The organism is Frankia sp. QA3 (genome assembly GCF_000262465.1).
Lineage (GTDB): Bacteria > Actinomycetota > Actinomycetes > Frankiales > Frankiaceae > Frankia.
In genome coordinates, this window is record NZ_CM001489.1 from 7,892 (window position 1) to 24,729 (window position 16,838).

The window sequence follows — 16,838 nt, forward strand, 5'->3', positions numbered from 1 at the left end:
GGCCGCGGGCCCGGTGCACCTCGACGACGTCGGGGGCGCCACCGGGGTGCGCGGCGTGCGCCTCGACCCCCCGGTGCGCCTGCCCGGTGTCACCCTCACCGACACCGCCGGCCGGCCGTGGACCCTGCCGGCGGCTGCCGACGGCCGGCTCACGCTGCTGTTCTTCGGTTACACCTCCTGCCCGGACGTCTGCCCCACGACGGTCGCCGACCTGGCCGCCGCGCTCGGTCTGCTCACCCCCGAGCAGCGCGTCCGGGTCCGGGTGGTCGTCGCGACGACCGACCCGGCCCGCGACACGGGCCCGGTCCTACGCCACTGGCTCGACCAGTTCGACCGGTCGTTCGTCGGCTTGACCGGGCCCGCCACGGCCGTGACCCGCCTCGCCGACACGGCGGGCGTCACCTTCAGCACGCCGACGCCCGCCGCGGATGGCACCATCGTGGTGCCGCACGGCAGCCAGGTCACGGCGATCGGCCCGGACGGCGTCGCCCGGGTCGGGTACCTCGCCGGCACCGCCGTCGCCGACTACGCCCACGACATCCCGCTGCTGCTCGCGGGAGAGAGCTGAGCGCGGGGCCCGACCGCCCGGCGCCGCGACGGTGGCGAGGGGAGCGGCCCGGATGCGGGACAGCGCTCAACTGTGTGCTTTCCGGTGGCTGTGTGCTTGCCGGTGGCTGTGTGCTTTCCTGCGGCGGTGTGCTTGCCTGCGGCGGTGTCTTCCGTCGAGGTCGGGGTTGTCACCGTGGCGGCTCGGGCGCTGGCCGCGTCTGATGGTGACGCTCGTGGCCCTGGTTCTGGTGCCCGCGCTGGCCGGCTGCGGGTCGGGTGGCCGGGCGTCGCGCGGTGGCCCGCCGGCCGACGCCGGCAGGCCCGCCTCACCTGCGCCGACGCCGACGGGGAAGTCCGGTGCGCCCGCGGCCGGGGTGGCCGCGGACGGCGCGGTCGGTCGACCCGCCTATTCCGGGCCGGTGGCCGCCCCGGCGGGCGAGGCGTTCTACCGCCCGCCTGCGCCGTTGCCCGCCGGCCGTCCCGGGGACGTCCTGTGGTGGCGTCCCGTGCCGGCAGCGGGTCCGTTCGCCGCGGCAGGCGCCAGGGTGTTGCAGGTGCTGTACCTGTCCAGCGGGGCGCTCGGCGCGCCGAGGGCGGTCAGCGGCACCGTGCTCGTTCCCGCCCGCCCGGCCGGCGACGCGCCGATCCTCGGCTACGCGCCCGGCACCCAGGGGCTCGGCGACGACTGCGCGGCGTCGAAGGGTCTCGCCGTGGGCGTCAACCTCGCCGTCGGGGCGCTGACCGAGGCGCTGAACCGGGGCTGGATCGTCGCTGTGCCCGACTACGAGGGCCTCGGCACCCCCGGCGAGCACACCTACGTCGTCGGCCCCGCCGAGGGGCACGCCCTGCTCGACATCGTGCGGGCGACCCCGCGGGTCGCGGGGCTCACCGGGGCGGCGCATCGGCGGGTGGGGCTGGCCGGCTACTCGCAGGGCGGGGGCGCCGCGGTGTGGGCGGCGCAGCTCGTCCCTGGCTACGCTCCCGAACTCGACCTGCGTGGTGTCGCCGCCGGCGGCGTGCCGGCCGACCTGGGGGCCGTCGGGCGGGCCCTCGACGGGAAGGGTGCCGCCGGGCTGAGCCTGGCGGCCGCGGCCGGCCTCGACGCGGCCTACCCGGATCTGCGGCTGGACTCGCTGCTGACCACGCCCGGCCGGGCGGTGTTCGCCGTCCTACGCACCGCCTGCTCGCTCGCCCTGGTCGCCGGGTACGCCGGCGTGCGGTTCGCCGATCTGACGACGACCGACCCGATGACGCTGCCGCGCTGGCGGGCGCGGCTGGCCGAGAACACCCTGGGACCGGTCGCGCCCCGCGTCCCGCTCTACCTCTACCACGCCACGTCGGACAGCCTGGTCGCGTTTCCCCAGGCCGCGCGGCTGCGCGCCCAGTACTGCGCCCGGCGGGTCGCGGTGACCTGGGCGCCGTTCCCCGGCGACCACGTCAACGGGGTGGGGCGGACGGCGGACGCGCTGCGGTTCCTCGCAGATCGCTTCGCCGGCATCCCGACGCGCGGGAACTGCTGACCCGCGCACCGCCCAGTACGGTCCGGGACCGGCTGCCATTCCCAGCCATTTCCTCAAGTAGTGCGGCCATGAATGCGGGAAATGTATGCGGCCCTCCCTGGGATTCTTGATCTGCTCACCGCCCATCGTTGCGGCGGTTATCCACAGCCTTCATGTTGCCCCTGGCTGGGTGGCCGATTCTGTTGGATTCTCGGTTCATGACCTTTTCCCTCTCGGCCTCGTCCCCGCCGACCCGACCCGCCGTCCGCCGCTACCCCGGTCTCGACCCCGCCGTCGCGCTGGCGCGCCGGCAGGGCGGGATGATCACTTTCCGGCAGGCGATGGCCGCCGGCCTGACCCGCGGCCAGCTGCGCCAGCTCGTCCAGTCCGACCAGTGGAGCCACCCCGTCCGCGGCGCCTTCGTCGTCCCGGTCGGCCCGCCGCCCGGCGGGGTCGACGGGCCCGGCGACGGGCCATGGGGCTCGGGCTGGGCGCCGGAGCCGGCGCGGTTCACCGGCGGGTTCCCCGCGGTCGCCGGTGACGGGTGGCGCGGCGGGCACCTCGCCGCGGGTGGCGGTCCGCTCCCGCCGCTGCTCCCCACCGGCGCATGCCCGGGGGTCTTCGCGCCGCCTCCCTTTCCCCTGTCGGCGCGCGTGCGGGCGGCACTCGTCGGCCGTCCGCACGCGGTCGTCTGCGGCATCACCGCCGCCCGGCTGCTCGGTTTTCCCGGCGCGGAGCCGGAGAACCCGGCCGAGCCCGTGCACCTGCTGCTGCCGCCCCGGCTGACACGGGCGCAGCCGCGGGGAATCCGGCTGCATTTCACCGAGCTCGGTCCCGGCGAGCGGGTCGATCTGGCCGGGATCCCCGTCACCTCACCGGCGCGCACCCTCGCCGATCTCGTGCTCGCCGCGCCCAGCCGGGAGGCCGCCGTCGCCGAGATGGACGCCGCCCTGCGCAGCGGGGTCGTGCCCAACCTGCGCGCGGCGCGCGAGGCGGCGTCCGGGCGGCGCGGCTTCCGGCCGACGCAGGCCTGGTGGCCGCTGGCCGACGGGCGGGCCGAGTCGGCGCTCGAGACCCGGCTGCGGCTGCTGCTCGTCGACGCGGGCTTCGCCCCGCCCGAGCTGCAGTGGCCGGTCGAGGACGGCAGCGGCCAGTCGATCGCGAAGCTCGACCTCGCCTGGCCGGAGCACCGCCTCGACGTCGAGGCCGACACGTACACCACTGTGAGCTCCGCCGAGGCGTTCCACCTGGAGCGGCTGCGCGGCAACCTCCTCGCCGCCCTGCGCTGGACGGTGCTGCGGTTCAGCGCGCTCGACGTCGCCTGGTACCCGGAGCGGATCGTCGCGGCCGTCGACCGGGTCCTCGCCGGCCCCGCGGCGCGGGAGGCGGAGGAACTGCAGGCCTCGTGAACATTGCCACCATCCGGGCAAAGGCATGCAAGGACTTGTGACAGGAAGTACATTCCAAGCCGCCCAGGCGTCCCGCGCCTACGATCCGGAACATGAGCGTTCCATCGGCCGGGCTGTCGCTGGCCGCAGACTTTCCGGAGGCCACCCGCGCCGAGTGGCAGCAGCTCGTCCTGGGCGTCCTGCGCAAGTCCGGCGTGGCGACCGAGGCGAGCGCCGCCGGCGAAGTCGAGGAGCTGCTGGCCACGCGGACCTATGACGGCCCGCTGATCCGACCGCTCTACACCGCCGACGACCTCCCCGCCGGAGGGGTGGGCCTGCCGGGCCTCGCCCCGTTCGTGCGGGGCGGTCGGCCCCAGGGCGCGGGCGCCACCGGCTGGGACGTCCGCGCCCTGCACGCCGGTCCCGACGCCAAGCTCGCCGCCGACGCCGTTCTCACCGACCTGGAGAACGGCGCCACGTCGCTGTGGCTGCGCCTCGGCCCCGGCGGGCTGCCGATCGACGCCCTGGCCACGGTGCTCGGCGAGGTCTACCTCGACCTCGCCCCCGTGGTCCTCGAGGCGGGCGCGCGGACCCCGGCCGCGGCCGAGGAGCTCTTCCGCCTCGCCGCTGCCCGCGGCGTGCCCGGCTCCCAGCTCGCGGGTAGCCTCGGCGCCGATCCGATCGGGCTGGCGGCGCGGGCAGGCCTGCCGGCGGACGGCCCGGTGGGGCTCGCCGAGGCGGCGGCCCTCGCGGCACGCTGCGTGGCCGAGTTTCCGGGCGTGCGCGCCCTCGTCGTCGACGCCCAGCCCTACCACCGCGCCGGCGGCAGCGACGCCGAGGAGCTCGGCGCGTCGCTGGCCACCGGGGTCGCCTACCTGCGCGCGCTCACCGACGCCGGGCTGAGCCTGCCCGAGGCGCTCGGGCAGCTGGAGTTCCGCTACGCGGTTACCGCCGACCAGTTCTCCTCCATCGCGAAGCTGCGGGCCGCCCGCCGGCTGTGGTCCCGGGTCGCGCAGGTGTGCGGGGCCGAGCCGGCCGAGCGCGCCCAGCGCCAGCACGCGGTCACCTCGGCGGCGATGATGACGCGCCGCGATCCCTGGGTGAACATGCTGCGCACCACCCTGGCCTGCTTCGGAGCCGGCGTCGGCGGCGCGGATGCGGTGACGGTCCTGCCGTTCGACACCCGCCTCGGCCTGCCCGACGACTTCTCCCGGCGCATCGCCCGCAACACCCAGACCCTCCTACAGGAGGAGTCGAGCCTGATCCGGGTGATCGACCCGGCCGGCGGTTCCTGGTTCGTCGAGTCGCTCACCGCCGAGCTCGCCGAGGCCGCCTGGGCCTGGTTCACCGAGATCGAGCGGGCCGGCGGCATCGTCGCCGCCCTGCGCTCGGGTCTCGTCGCCGAGCGGATCGCGGCCACCCGGGCGAAGCGCGCCGAGGCGATCGCCCACCGCCGGGACCCCCTCACCGGCGTCAGTGAGTTCCCGAACCTGGCCGAGGCCCTTCCCGAGCGCATCCCGGCGCCGGCCGAGGAGCTCGTGGCCCCCGCGGGGGGCACCCCGGGCCTGCCGGAGATCCACTACGACGCCGATTTCGAGGCGCTGCGGTCCCGCGCCGACGCCCACGCCACGGCGGCCGCCCGCCCGGTCGTGTTCCTGGCCACCCTCGGTAGCGCGGCGGCGTCGACCGCCCGCGCCACGTTCGCCGCGAACCTGTTCCAGGCGGGCGGGTTCGAGACCCCGACGTCCGGCCCGGGCACCGACCCGGCCGCGATCGCGGCGGCCTTCACCGCCTCCGGCGCCGCGGTGGCCTGCCTCTGCTCGGGCGACAAGGTGTACGCCGAGCATGCCGCCCCGGTGGCCCGGGCGCTGCGCGACGCGGGCGCCCGCCGGGTCTGGCTCGCGGGTCAGCCCGGCTCGCGCGCCCAGGCCGACGCCGAGGCGGGCATCGACGGGTACGTCTTCACAGGATGCAACGCGGTCGCCGTACTCCAGGCGACGCAGGCCGAGGCGGGAGTGCGCTGATGTCCGTCGACAGCTCGAACCGGCGGTCCGCCGCCATCCCGGACTTCTCTCAGGTGGAGCTCGGTGGCCCGCCGGCCGGTGCGGACACGCCCGAGGCCGAGTGGCGCGCCGCGCTCGAGTCGGCGACCGGCAAGGACGTCGACGCGCTGACCTGGGACACCCCCGAGGGCATCGCGGTCAAGCCGCTCTACACCGCGACCGACACCGCCGAACTCGACTTTCTGCGCACCTACCCGGGAGTCGCGCCGTTCCTGCGCGGCCCGTACCCGGCGATGTACGTCACCCAGCCGTGGACGATCCGCCAGTACGCCGGGTTCTCCACCGCGGCGGCGTCGAACGCGTTCTACCGGCGCAACCTCGCCGCCGGCCAGAAGGGCCTGTCGGTCGCCTTCGACCTGCCGACCCACCGCGGCTACGACTCGGACCACCCGCGGGTCACCGGCGACGTCGGGATGGCCGGGGTGGCCATCGACTCCATCCTCGACATGCGCCAGCTGTTCGACGGCATCCCGCTGGACCGGATGAGCGTGTCGATGACCATGAACGGCGCGGTGCTGCCGGTACTCGCGCTCTACATCGTGGCGGCCGAGGAACAGGGGGTGGCCCCGGAGCAGCTCGCCGGGACCATCCAGAACGACATCCTCAAAGAGTTCATGGTCCGCAACACCTACATCTACCCGCCGCAGCCGTCGATGCAGATCATCTCGGACATCTTCTCGTACACCTCGCAGCGGATGCCCCGGTTCAACTCGATCTCCATCTCCGGCTACCACATGCAGGAGGCCGGCGCGACGGCCGACCTGGAGCTCGCCTACACCCTCGCCGACGGCGTCGAGTACATCCGCGCCGGGCTCGGTGCGGGGCTCGGCATCGACGCGTTCGCCCCGCGGCTGTCGTTCTTCTGGGCGATCGGCATGAACTTCTTCATGGAGGTCGCCAAGCTGCGGGCGGCCCGGCTGCTGTGGGCGCGGCTGGTCAACCAGTTCTCGCCGACGAGCTCCAAGTCGCTGTCGCTGCGCACCCACTCCCAGACCTCCGGCTGGTCGCTGACGGCCCAGGACGTGTTCAACAACGTGGTGCGCACCTGCGTCGAGGCGATGGCCGCCACCCAGGGCCACACCCAGTCGCTGCACACCAACGCCCTCGACGAGGCGCTCGCGCTGCCCACCGACTTCTCCGCCCGCATCGCCCGCAACACCCAGCTGCTGCTGCAGCAGGAGTCCGGCACCACCCGGGTCATCGACCCGTGGGGCGGCAGCCACTACGTCGAGCGGCTCACCTACGACCTGGCCCGCAAGGCGTGGGGTCACATCAGCGAGGTCGAGGCCTCCGGCGGCATGGCGCAGGCCATCGACGCCGGCATCCCCAAGATGCGCATCGAGGAGGCGGCCGCGCGCACCCAGGCGCGCATCGACGCCGGCCGCCAGCCGCTCATCGGGGTGAACAAGTACCGGGTGGACGCCGACGAGGCGATCGAGGTCCTCAAGGTCGACAACTCGGCGGTGCGCACCGAGCAGATCGACAAGCTGCGCCGGCTGCGCGCCGAACGCGACCCGGCGGCGGTCGAGACGGCGCTGCATGCGCTCACCGCTGCCGCCGACGCTGCCCGCGACGGCCGCCGCGGCCCCGGCCTGGAGCAGAACCTGCTCGCCCTCGCTGTCGACGCGGCCCGCGCCAAGGCGACGGTCGGTGAGATCTCGGACGCGTTGGAGAAGGTCTACGGGCGCCATTCCGGCCAGATCCGTACCATCTCCGGGGTGTACCGGGACGAGGCGGGACCCGCCGGGAACGTCGCCGCCGCCCGCGAGGCCGCCGCCGAGTTCGAGCGCGCCGAGGGCCGCCGCCCGCGCATCCTGGTGGCGAAGATGGGCCAGGACGGCCACGACCGCGGCCAGAAGGTCATCGCCAGCGCCTTCGCCGACATCGGCTTCGACGTCGACGTCGGCCCGCTGTTCCAGACGCCCGCCGAGGTCGCCCGCCAGGCCATCGAGGCGGACGTGCAGATCGTCGGCGTGTCGTCGCTGGCCGCCGGGCATCTCACCCTGGTGCCCGCGCTGCGTGAGGAGCTCGCCGCGCTGGACCGCTCCGACATCCTCATCGTGGTCGGCGGGGTCATCCCCCCGGGCGACTTCGACGAGCTGCGGGCCGCGGGGGCGGCGGCGATCTTCCCGCCGGGGACGGTCATCGCCGACGCGGCACTGGAGCTGCTCGCCACCCTGTCGGCGCAGCTCGGCCATTCCGCCGCCTGAGCCGGCCATCCGTGGCATATCTGGCATGGTGACCCGGCGCATCGATCTGACCGAGTACGCGGACGGCGTGCTGGCCTCGTCGCGGACCTGGATCGCGCGGGCCATCACGCTGGTCGAGTCCAGCCGGCCGGACCACCGGGAACTGGCCCAGCAACTGCTGGTGACCCTGCTCCCGCACGCCGGCAAGGCGCGCCGCGTCGGCATCACCGGGGTGCCCGGCGTGGGCAAGTCGACGTTCATCGACGCGCTGGGCACCACGCTGACCGGCCGGGGCCACCAGGTGGCGGTGCTCGCCGTCGACCCGTCCTCGACACGGACGGGCGGCAGCATCCTCGGCGACAAGACCCGGATGGCCGCGCTGTCGGTGGACCCGGCGGCGTTCATCCGGCCCTCGCCGACCGCGGGCACCCTCGGCGGGGTCGCGAAGGCCACCCGGGAGGCGATGGTCGTCATGGAGGCGGCCGGCTACGACGTCGTCATGGTCGAGACGGTCGGCGTCGGCCAGTCGGAGACGACGGTGGCCGACATGGTCGACACCTTCCTGTTCCTGACCCTGGCCCGCACCGGCGACCAGCTTCAGGGCATCAAGAAGGGCGTGCTGGAGCTCGCCGACGTCATCGCGGTGAACAAGGCCGACGGCCCGCACGAGCTCGACGCCCGCCGTGCCGCCCGCGAACTCGCCGGGGCGCTGCGCATGCTGCAGGGCTCCTCGGGGCCGCGCGACTGGAACACCCCGGTGCTCACCTGCAGCGCCGCCGAGCGCACCGGCCTCGACACCGTCTGGGCCCAGGTCGTCAAGCATCAGGACACCCTCGACGCCTCCGGCGAGCTCGCCGCCCGCCGCCGGCGCCAGCAGGTGGACTGGACCTGGGCGATGGTCCACGACCGCCTGCTCGCCGAGCTGCGGGCGCACCCGCGCGTCCGGGAGCTCACCCCCGACCTCGAACGCCGCGTCCGCGACGGCACGCTCACCCCCGCCCTCGCCGCCGACGCGATCCTCACCGCCTTCGGCGAACCAGCGCCTGGGTCCTCTGCAGAACCGACCTGAGTCCTGAGGTGCGGACTCTCCGGCAGCCGGTCCAGTTCTAGGCAGGGAGAAGGACGCCGGCGGCCACTTGCTGATCCGATAGAGTCACCGCGTGCAGCGATCGTCTCGGCAGTGGTCTGTGGATGCTCGGGGGCCGGTGCCGACATCTCGCCGAGCGCGATGGCCGAAAATGGGACGGTGCATGTGGAGCCGATGATCGCGATCGTCGAGCACGAGGGCAACGTCGCGCTGGACGTCGAGGAGGAGCAGGACAGCGAGTTCCAGGACGTCGACCGCCCCTGGAAGCCGGAGAGCATCCGAGTCGCTACGAAGACCTTCTCGCTGCGCAACATGTTGGACGCGATCGACGAGGGCTCGCTCGATCTCGCGCCCGACTTCCAGCGTCTCCAGGTCTGGAAACCGGTGCAGAAGGCCCGGCTCATCGAGTCGGTGCTGCTTCAGATCCCACTGCCGGCCTTCTACTTCGCCGAGGACCGGGACGGCACGCTGCGGGTCGTCGACGGCGTCCAGCGGCTGACCACCGTCCATGACTTCGTCCGCGGGGGGGCCGACGGCTCGGGAGGATTTCCCCTCGAGGGGTTGGAATATATCGATGATGTGACCGGCAAGCGTTTCGAGGAGCTGCCCGCGCTCTGGCAGCGCCGGCTGAACAACACGCAGATCGTGGCCAACGTTATCGATCCGTCGACGCCACGACCGGTGATGTATGACATTTTCAAGCGCATCAACACCGGCGGGACTCCGCTCAATGCCCAGGAAATCCGGCACTGCATGAGCCAGAAGCGAAGTCGCGATTTTCTTCGCGATCTGACGACGGTGCCGGAGTTCGCGATCGCCACTGCCGGGGCCATGGACCGCCAACGCCGGATGATCGACCGAGAGGTCGCGCTCCGCTTCTGTGCCTTCTCGCTGATGGGTGAGCAGGGCTACGAGCCGCCGATGGATCTCTTCCTGTCTCGCGCGACGGAACTGCTGGACGACCCGCGTGAGGTGTCCGACACGCAACTGCGAGAGATCGAGCAAATCTTCATCGTCGGTCTCCGGAACAGCATTGACATTTTCGGAGAATATGCATTTCGGAAGTGGCCGGAGGGTGAGGAACGACGCAACCCGTTCAATCGCGCCCTCTTCGAGAGCTGGACCGTAGAGCTTGCTCGCGTCGGCCGGATAGAGTCTGCTTCGGTGACGCGCGGTATTCGGACGCGCGCGCGTCATCTCATGAAAGATGATCCGGCGTACCTTGCTGCCGTCACCGCGTCCACGGGTGATCGTATGCGGGTTCGCAACCGTTTCGAGTTGACCCGCGAAGTTATTGCGAGCGCCAGGTGATCGAGGGTCTGCGGATCATCAATTTCAAGGTCTTCGATGACCTCGCTCTCGACCTCCGAGCGCTTACCGTGCTCACGGGGCTGAACAGCGCTGGCAAGAGCACGGTGATTCAGGCGCTGCTGCTGACGGAACTCGCCCTGGACGCGGAAGGTCCACATACTCCGCTTGGTGGCGAGCACGGTCTGGCTCTCGGCGAGGCATCTGACGTGCTCTTCTCGGAAGCGGCCGACAGCACCATCTCCATCGTCCGGGTGATCGACGGGCGTCCGTACCGAACGGATTTCACCGTTCCTGACGACCGATCGGTCTACCTGCGTCGCGATCGATCGGAGCACCCGGCCGACCCGGAGATCCGGATGCCGGTCGACACCTATCTCTCGGCCGAGCGGCTGGGGCCACGGGACCTGCTCGAGGTGTCGACCCTGGACGACGGTCGGCTGCGGGTAGGCCATCAGGGGCAGTTCACGGCCCATGTGCTCGCTCAACGCGAGCGGGATCAGATCGCCGAGGGCATGCGCCATCCCGCCACCGTCGAACAGGATCATTCGATCACTCTTGGCGGTCAGGTCGGACTCTGGCTGTCGTATATCGTCCGGCCTGTCCTGGTGAGCGCTACCTGGGTACAGGGCACCAACGCGGCGATGATCCGGTTTCGTGAGCCTGGGGCGCTGACGCCCTGGCTGCGGCCGGCAAACGTCGGATTCGGGCTTTCCTACGCGCTACCGATATGCGTCGCCGCACTCGCCGCCCGACAGCGTTCGGTCTTTATCGTAGAGAACCCCGAGGCGCATCTGCATCCCGCCGGGCAGTCCGCCATGGGCCGCTTCCTGGTGCGACTCGCGGCGTCCGGGGTGCAGACGATCGTCGAGACGCACAGTGATCATTTGATAAACGGGATTCGACTGGGTATTGCCGAGGAGCGAACGCTGCCGTCGGACGAAGCGATACTCCACTACTTCGGTGTCGAGGGAAGAACCGCGATCGACGTCACCGAATCGGGTGCGCTGTCCAGCTGGCCACAGGGCTTCTTCGACCAGAGTGAGCGTGATCTAGCCAGCCTCGCCGGACTGCGCGGGCGGAGGCGGTGAGATTCGTCGTCGACGAGGAGGCGTTAGCCTGCGCTGGAGTCGCCGACTGGTCTGCAGCCGAAGAGGAACTCGCGCAGCTCGCGGACCTCCTGAGTAAGGTCAGAAGCGAGCGCGAGACCATCGGAATCCTGAGTGGATGGGCGGCCGGGGCATTCGTTTTCGGACAAAATATCGCAAGCGTCCTGGCCAGCTCGTCGCAGATCGACCGGGACCTGCGTAACCGGCTCCTGCAGCTCTTGGACAAGTGCGCGGACTGGGACGAGGATCCGGCGGTTTCCGTCGATGGTGAGGCCGTCATCGACGGCTTGACGGTGTACGGACTCGGTATCGCTCGGGCGGCCCAGCTCGTCGCGACCGGCCGGAACGTGGCGGTCCTCACGATGCCATGGCGCCGCCTGGCCGGATTCCGCCAAGTGACTACCACGGACGGCCGGGTCGAGATGTCCTTCCTCGACGAGGATCGCGACGTGCGGCTTTTCTATCGGTCGCTGATACGCTTCGAGGCGGTGCACGAAGAAACGTTCTTCGAGCTTGCCGGCCGAGCCTTTCCCGGCCTGTGTTTCGCGGACGGCCTGTCCTTCCGCAGGTTCGATGGTGGATACGCGGTCCGTGACCGCGTCGTCGAACATCTGGCTGCCCTCGACGACGGCTTCCCCGAGACTTTCGTGGCCGAGAAGGGCTCGTCGGCGCGGATTTCGGCGCGGCTGGGCATCGAGGTCAGCATCGAAGGGAAGACGAGGGGATCGCCCACGCTGATGCGACAGCGGGATGCGAGCTTCCTCGGCTACGTCTTCCGCTGCGAGTGGCATACCAAGCTCGAACGTCATCGCAACCGCATCCACTTCTTCCCCGGGGATGAGCGGACTGGTGGCCGAATTCTGATCGGCCTGTTCGTGCGGCACCTGTCGACCTGATCCGGGCTCTGGGCGGCTCGCTTCCGGGCTGAGTCGCTGCTACTCTCCGACTTCTGTTGGCTACTTGGTGGTTCGCCTCCGGTGCGCATTGGTCCTGATCTTTCCTGTCTTGCACCGGACACGAAGATTGCCTGGTCAAGCGTCTACGATGATCGCACCATACGGAGGGGCAAGGTCTCCGGAGACCGGGGGCGGTCCAGGTTCCCCGGGGCGCTTAGGTGATCAGGTGGGGTCGGGAGTCGCGGTGGGTTATCAGCTCGGTATCGATATCGGATCCGCGAACACGATCGTCGCGGTCGCGGACGGCGGCTGGCCCCGCGTGCTCGAACTCGGCGGGCAGCGGCGGCTGCCGTCGGTGGTGTACGCGCCACCGGCTGGCGGCCTGCAGTTCGCCCGCGCGGCGGCCCGGCGTGCCCAGGCCGACCCGGACCGGGCCGGGACCGATCTGCTGCGCCGGCTCGGCGAGGGCGGCCCGATCCTGCTCGGCGGCGCCGCCTACAGCCGCGAGGGTCTGCTCGCCCGTCTGGTCGCCCATCTCGTCGCCCTGGCCGCCGACCAGCTCGGCGGTCCGCCGGACCAGGTGGTGGTGACCTTCCCGACGTTCTGGTCCGCGGGCCGGCGGGAGACCTTCGCCGACGCGATCACCCAGCTTTCCGGGCTGGAGCTGCCGGTCGTGGCCCTCCCCGCGGCCGACGCGATGGGGACGCTGCTCGCCCGCGCTTCGGTGACCCAGACGGTCGACCTCGTCGGCTGGTACGACCTCGGCGCCGGATTCCTCGACACCGCGATCCTGTCCTTCTCGCCGTTCGGGTTCCAGCTCGTCGGCGCGCCGGCGGGGCTGCGCCACGGCGCCGGTCTCGACCTCGACGAGCTGCTGGTGGACCGGGTGCTGGCCGCGGCCGGCGCCGTGCCCGCCCGCCTCGACCGGGCCGACGCCGCCACCCGCACCGCGCTGGCCCGCCTGCGCCGCGAGGCCACGCAGGCCAAGGAGGTCCTCGCCGAGGAGGACGAGGTCGACCTGGCGGTGGAGCTGCCCGGCGTCGACACCTTGGTCACGCTGACCCGCGGCGAGCTGGAAACGCTCGCCGGTCCGATCATCGACGACACCGTCGAGACCTTCCGGCGGGCGTTGCGCTCGGTGCCGGCGGGCCCCGCGGATCTCTCCCGCATCCTGCTGTCCGGTGGGGTCGCGCACCTGCCGCTGGTGCCGCTCCGGCTGCGTGCCGCCTTCCCGGAGATCGGCCGGATCGAGCACCGCTCGGACGCGGACGTGGCGATGGGCGCGGCGCTGATCGCCGCCGACCTCGCCGATCGTTCCGCCAGGGCCGGCGGGGCGGTGTTCGGCGGCCCGCCCGCCGCCGCGGGAGTGGGCGGTGCGTTCGCCGGGGCCGTCGAGGAGCCGCACGACGTCACCGCGGTGATCCGCCCGCCGGACGCGTCGAGCCTCACGTCGCTGCCGCCGTTCCTCTCCGGGGGCGGGACGCCGCCGCCGGGAGCCGGTGCCGGGGCCGGTGGGTGGGCCGACGAGGACGGGGCGACGGTCGCCACCGAGGCGTCGGATCGCGGGAGTTGGGGCCCGCACGGTGCGCCGCGCGACGCGACCGGTCCCGGTGAGGCCACTGTGCTCACGCCGGACGCCGGTCACGGCCACGCCGCCGCCGGCCAGCCTGGTTGGAGCGGGAGCGGTGTGCCCGGCCAGCCGGCCGTGGGTGCGGCCGCCGGTGCCTACGCCGCAGCCGAGAGCGCCGCCGAGGCCGGTCTGCTCCCCGCGGACGGGCCGGATCTGCCCGCGGGCGCCGCGCCGGGGCCGAGCGGTTCGCATCGTGCCGGCGAAGGAGATGGCGGCGGGATCTTCGGGTCCCGTCGGGTCATGGTCGCCGCGGCGATCATCGCCGTCCTGTTCGTCGCCATCGGGACGACCGCCGGGGTCGTGCTCACGGGACGCGACTCGGGTTCGGGCGCGGACTCCGTGGCCTCCGTCGGGCCCTTCCCGACCACGGATCCCATCCCGCCGTCGTCCAGCCCGACGACCGCCCCTGCGCCCGCGGCGAACCTCATCCGGGTCGCAGGCTCGTCCGAGGTCGCCCCCATCACCGAGACCGCCTACAACGAGTTCCGTCAGACCCAGCGCAATGTCACCGTCAGCATCGAGGCGACCAGCACCGAGGACGGTTTCGCCGCGCTGTGCAGCGGCAAGGCCGAACTCGCCGACGCCTCCTTCGAGCTCACCCCGGGAATCCTCGCCGATCCCGGATGCGCGAAGAAGGTCGTCGGGTTCGAAGTCGCGCACCACACCCTGCCGATCGTGGTCAATCCACAGAACACCTGGCTGCGCTGCCTCTCCCTCAAGCAGGTCAAGCAGATCTGGGGCGCCGACTCGTCGGTGACCCGCTGGAACCAGATCGACCGTTCGTTCCCGGACGAACCGATCGCGTTCGTCGGCCCGCCGCGCAACTCGGTGCAGGCGGAGGTCTTCAACGCGACCATCAGTGACGCCAGCGACCGGTCCCGCGCCTACCGGCAGGTGGACCTCAGCGGGGTCGCCAACGACGTGGCCGTCGACCGGTCCGCCATCGGCTTCCTGGACTACCCCACGTTCGAGACGTTCGGCGAGAGGCTGCGCGGCGTGGAGATCAACAACGGCGAGGGGTGCGTCGCGCCGACCCAGGTGGCCGTCGGCACCGGGCTGTACCTGCCCCTGTGCAAGCCGCTGTTCGTCTACGCCCGCACCGATGCGTTGCGCCAGCCGGCGACCGCCGCCTTCCTGCGCTACTTCCTGGAGAACGGCCGCAAGATCGCCTTCGACGCGCACTACGTGCCCCGCAGCGACGACACGGTGGGGGAGAACGTCGCCCGACTGGAGAAACTGACGACGGGGGTCGGCCCGGTCCCCGCCTGACAGTGACCCGCCCAACGGGTGCGCGGCCGGCCGATCCCAGCGACACGGCGCTCGCCCCGGTGCGCTGGCCGGGACTGATGGCCGACAGCAGGCCGGTCGTCGCGGTCGCCGGTCCGGACCAGTAACTCGGCGACGCCCGGGGGATCTGCCGGTACGGCAGTCCGGCGCTGGTCGTGCAGTTCGTCGACGTCACGGTGGCCGTCCAGGTGCCCAGCAGGGCAGTACTGGTGACGGTCGTGAGCCCGAGGCTCGTGCTGAGCGTGCCGCCGCCGACCGGTTTCGAACCGAGGCTCGCCGTGACCGGGGTGGTGATGGCCAGCGCCGCCCGGGCCGGGCCGCCGGATGAGGCGACCAGGAGGATAGCGGCGGCCGTGAGCGTCGAAAGCCGGCCAGTCACCGGCGGGTCGCTGTTTGGCGTCGGGATGCTGGTCATGTTCGCGCGCCGGTGGCGCCGACGTGGGTCGGCTTCCTGACCCGCGGCCCGCGGGTGCTCAGCTCGCGCAGGCGTCGGACCAGGGGATGTCGAGGACAAGCCGGTCCCACTCGGCCCGGCTCAACGCAACCGCCGGCCTGGCGCATGCCAGCCGCCGCAGCCGCTGCGGGTCCAGCGTCCCGAGCAGGATCGTGCCCCTGTCAGTGGTCAGCGCGACGGCCCCCGTGGTGGTCGCGCTCATCGCCCGGACCGGCGAGTCCAGCGTGCCCAGCGGGACGAACGCGGGCGCGGTGACGGCGAGGTTCGAGTAGGAGACGCTGCCGGCACCGTCCGCGCTCAGCAGCTGGTCGTCGGTGGCGAAGGCGACGGTGGTCACGGGCGCGGCGTGGCCGGGCAGGCGGTGTACGACCCGAGGGTGGTTCGGGTCGGCGACGTCGGACACCTGCAGGATCCGGTCATCGCCCCCGGTGGCCAGCAGCCTGCCGTCCGGGCTGAACGCCACCGTGTTGACGGCACCGGTGTGGCCCGGCACCGATCCCATCTGCGCGGGGTTGCGCGGGTCGCGCACGTTCCACAGCTGGACGGCGCCACCCACCCCGGCGATGGCGAGCACGGCCCCGTCGGGGCGCAGCGCCACCCCGGTCACCGGCCCGGACCGTCCGATCAGCAGTTGCAGGGACGCGGGCCGGCCGGGGTCGGTCACGTCCCACAGCCCGACCGACCAGTCGACCCCGGCGGTGGCGAGCAGGTGGGCGCTGGTGGACAGGGCCAGGCGGTGCACCGGCGTCGCCTGGGTGCCGAGCGAACCGAGGGGGCGTGGGCTCGCCGGGTCGGCGACATCCCACAGCCGGCCGGCGTCGGTGGCACCGCCGGTCGCCAGCGTCCGGCCGTTGCTGTCGAAGACCACCCCGTTGGCGTGGTCGCCGGCCGAGCCCTCCGCGGCGACGGTCGGCCGACCTTCGGCGTCGAGCCGCCACAGGTGCAGCCGGCCGGCATCGTCGGTGCCGGCGAGCTTCGTGCCGTCCGGGCTGAGCGCGAGATCGGAGTACGCCGCCGCGCCGACGGGCACCCGCACCGCGGTCGACTGCCCGAACGAGGCGATCAGCGCGTCACGGGCGGCGTCCGTCGGGGCGACCGCATAGGCCGCGAGGCTGAGCCGGGCGGCGAGCTGCGGATCCTGGGCGCGCCGCGCGGTGGCGTCGGCGGCCAGCCGCGACGAGACGACCGCCCGGTCGTCCGCGCTCGGGGTGGCCGGCCCGTCGCGGCCTCCCAGGACGATGACCGGGATCGCCACCGCGGCGGCGAGCAGGACCGCGAAGGCGCCGGCGAGCACGATCGCGCGGGGACGGCGACGGCGCCGCCCGGGCGTCGCGCCGTCCGCCGGACCGCCCGCTGTGGTGGACGCGCCGCCCGGCCCG

11 protein-coding genes are annotated in these 16,838 nt (G+C 72.6%); 10 read left to right on the plus strand and 1 reads right to left on the minus strand.

Translation table 11 applies throughout. The features are described 5' to 3' along the window. The 10 genes from FRAQA3DRAFT_RS00040 to FRAQA3DRAFT_RS00085 form a co-directional block, all read left to right on the plus strand. Nucleotides 1-568, plus strand: a 568-nt coding sequence (locus FRAQA3DRAFT_RS00040) for an SCO family protein (RefSeq protein ID WP_009399042.1), incomplete at its 5' end; no start/stop codon positions are given. 214 nt (nucleotides 569-782) lie between these two features. Then, a complete protein-coding gene (locus tag FRAQA3DRAFT_RS00045) occupies nucleotides 783-2,069 on the plus strand; it encodes a lipase family protein (RefSeq protein WP_232291834.1) in 1,287 nt (428 codons plus the stop codon). Nucleotides 2,070-2,266: 197 nt separating this feature from the next. Beyond that, on the plus strand, nucleotides 2,267-3,457 hold the full coding sequence (locus FRAQA3DRAFT_RS00050; protein ID WP_009399044.1) for a type IV toxin-antitoxin system AbiEi family antitoxin domain-containing protein: 1,191 nt from the start codon (nucleotides 2,267-2,269) through the stop codon (nucleotides 3,455-3,457). 92 nt (nucleotides 3,458-3,549) lie between these two features. Beyond that, the gene (locus FRAQA3DRAFT_RS00055) at nucleotides 3,550-5,460 is read left to right on the plus strand and encodes a methylmalonyl-CoA mutase subunit beta (RefSeq protein ID WP_009399045.1); all 1,911 of its coding nucleotides are present in this window, start codon (nucleotides 3,550-3,552) and stop codon (nucleotides 5,458-5,460) included. After that, nucleotides 5,460-7,709 (plus strand): methylmalonyl-CoA mutase, encoded by a 2,250-nt coding sequence (scpA, locus tag FRAQA3DRAFT_RS00060; RefSeq protein WP_009399046.1) that lies wholly within the window; start codon nucleotides 5,460-5,462, stop codon nucleotides 7,707-7,709. Before FRAQA3DRAFT_RS00055 ends, scpA begins: the two co-directional genes overlap by 1 nt. Before the next feature lie 25 nt (nucleotides 7,710-7,734). Then, entirely contained in the window at nucleotides 7,735-8,757 is a 1,023-nt protein-coding gene (gene meaB / locus FRAQA3DRAFT_RS00065) for a methylmalonyl Co-A mutase-associated GTPase MeaB (protein WP_009399048.1), read from the plus strand. 192 nt (nucleotides 8,758-8,949) lie between these two features. Further along, the gene (locus FRAQA3DRAFT_RS00070; RefSeq protein WP_035921782.1) at nucleotides 8,950-10,086 is read left to right on the plus strand and encodes a DUF262 domain-containing protein; all 1,137 of its coding nucleotides are present in this window, start codon (nucleotides 8,950-8,952) and stop codon (nucleotides 10,084-10,086) included. Then, nucleotides 10,083-11,174 carry a DUF3696 domain-containing protein gene (locus FRAQA3DRAFT_RS00075; RefSeq protein WP_009399052.1) on the plus strand — a complete coding sequence of 364 codons (1,092 nt, stop codon included), beginning with the start codon at nucleotides 10,083-10,085 and terminating at the stop codon, nucleotides 11,172-11,174. Before FRAQA3DRAFT_RS00070 ends, FRAQA3DRAFT_RS00075 begins: the two co-directional genes overlap by 4 nt. Next, nucleotides 11,171-12,088: a hypothetical protein gene (locus FRAQA3DRAFT_RS00080; RefSeq protein WP_009399053.1), complete on the plus strand. Its 918-nt coding sequence runs from the start codon at nucleotides 11,171-11,173 to the stop codon at nucleotides 12,086-12,088. Before FRAQA3DRAFT_RS00075 ends, FRAQA3DRAFT_RS00080 begins: the two co-directional genes overlap by 4 nt. A gap of 244 nt (nucleotides 12,089-12,332) precedes the next feature. Next, nucleotides 12,333-14,987 carry an Hsp70 family protein gene (locus FRAQA3DRAFT_RS00085; protein ID WP_009399054.1) on the plus strand — a complete coding sequence of 885 codons (2,655 nt, stop codon included), beginning with the start codon at nucleotides 12,333-12,335 and terminating at the stop codon, nucleotides 14,985-14,987. Nucleotides 14,988-15,478: 491 nt separating this feature from the next. On the opposite strand, the gene FRAQA3DRAFT_RS34355 is transcribed toward FRAQA3DRAFT_RS00085, so the two are convergent. After that, on the minus strand, nucleotides 15,479-16,838 hold a 1,360-nt coding region (locus FRAQA3DRAFT_RS34355; protein ID WP_009399057.1), incomplete at its 5' end, for a WD40 repeat domain-containing protein.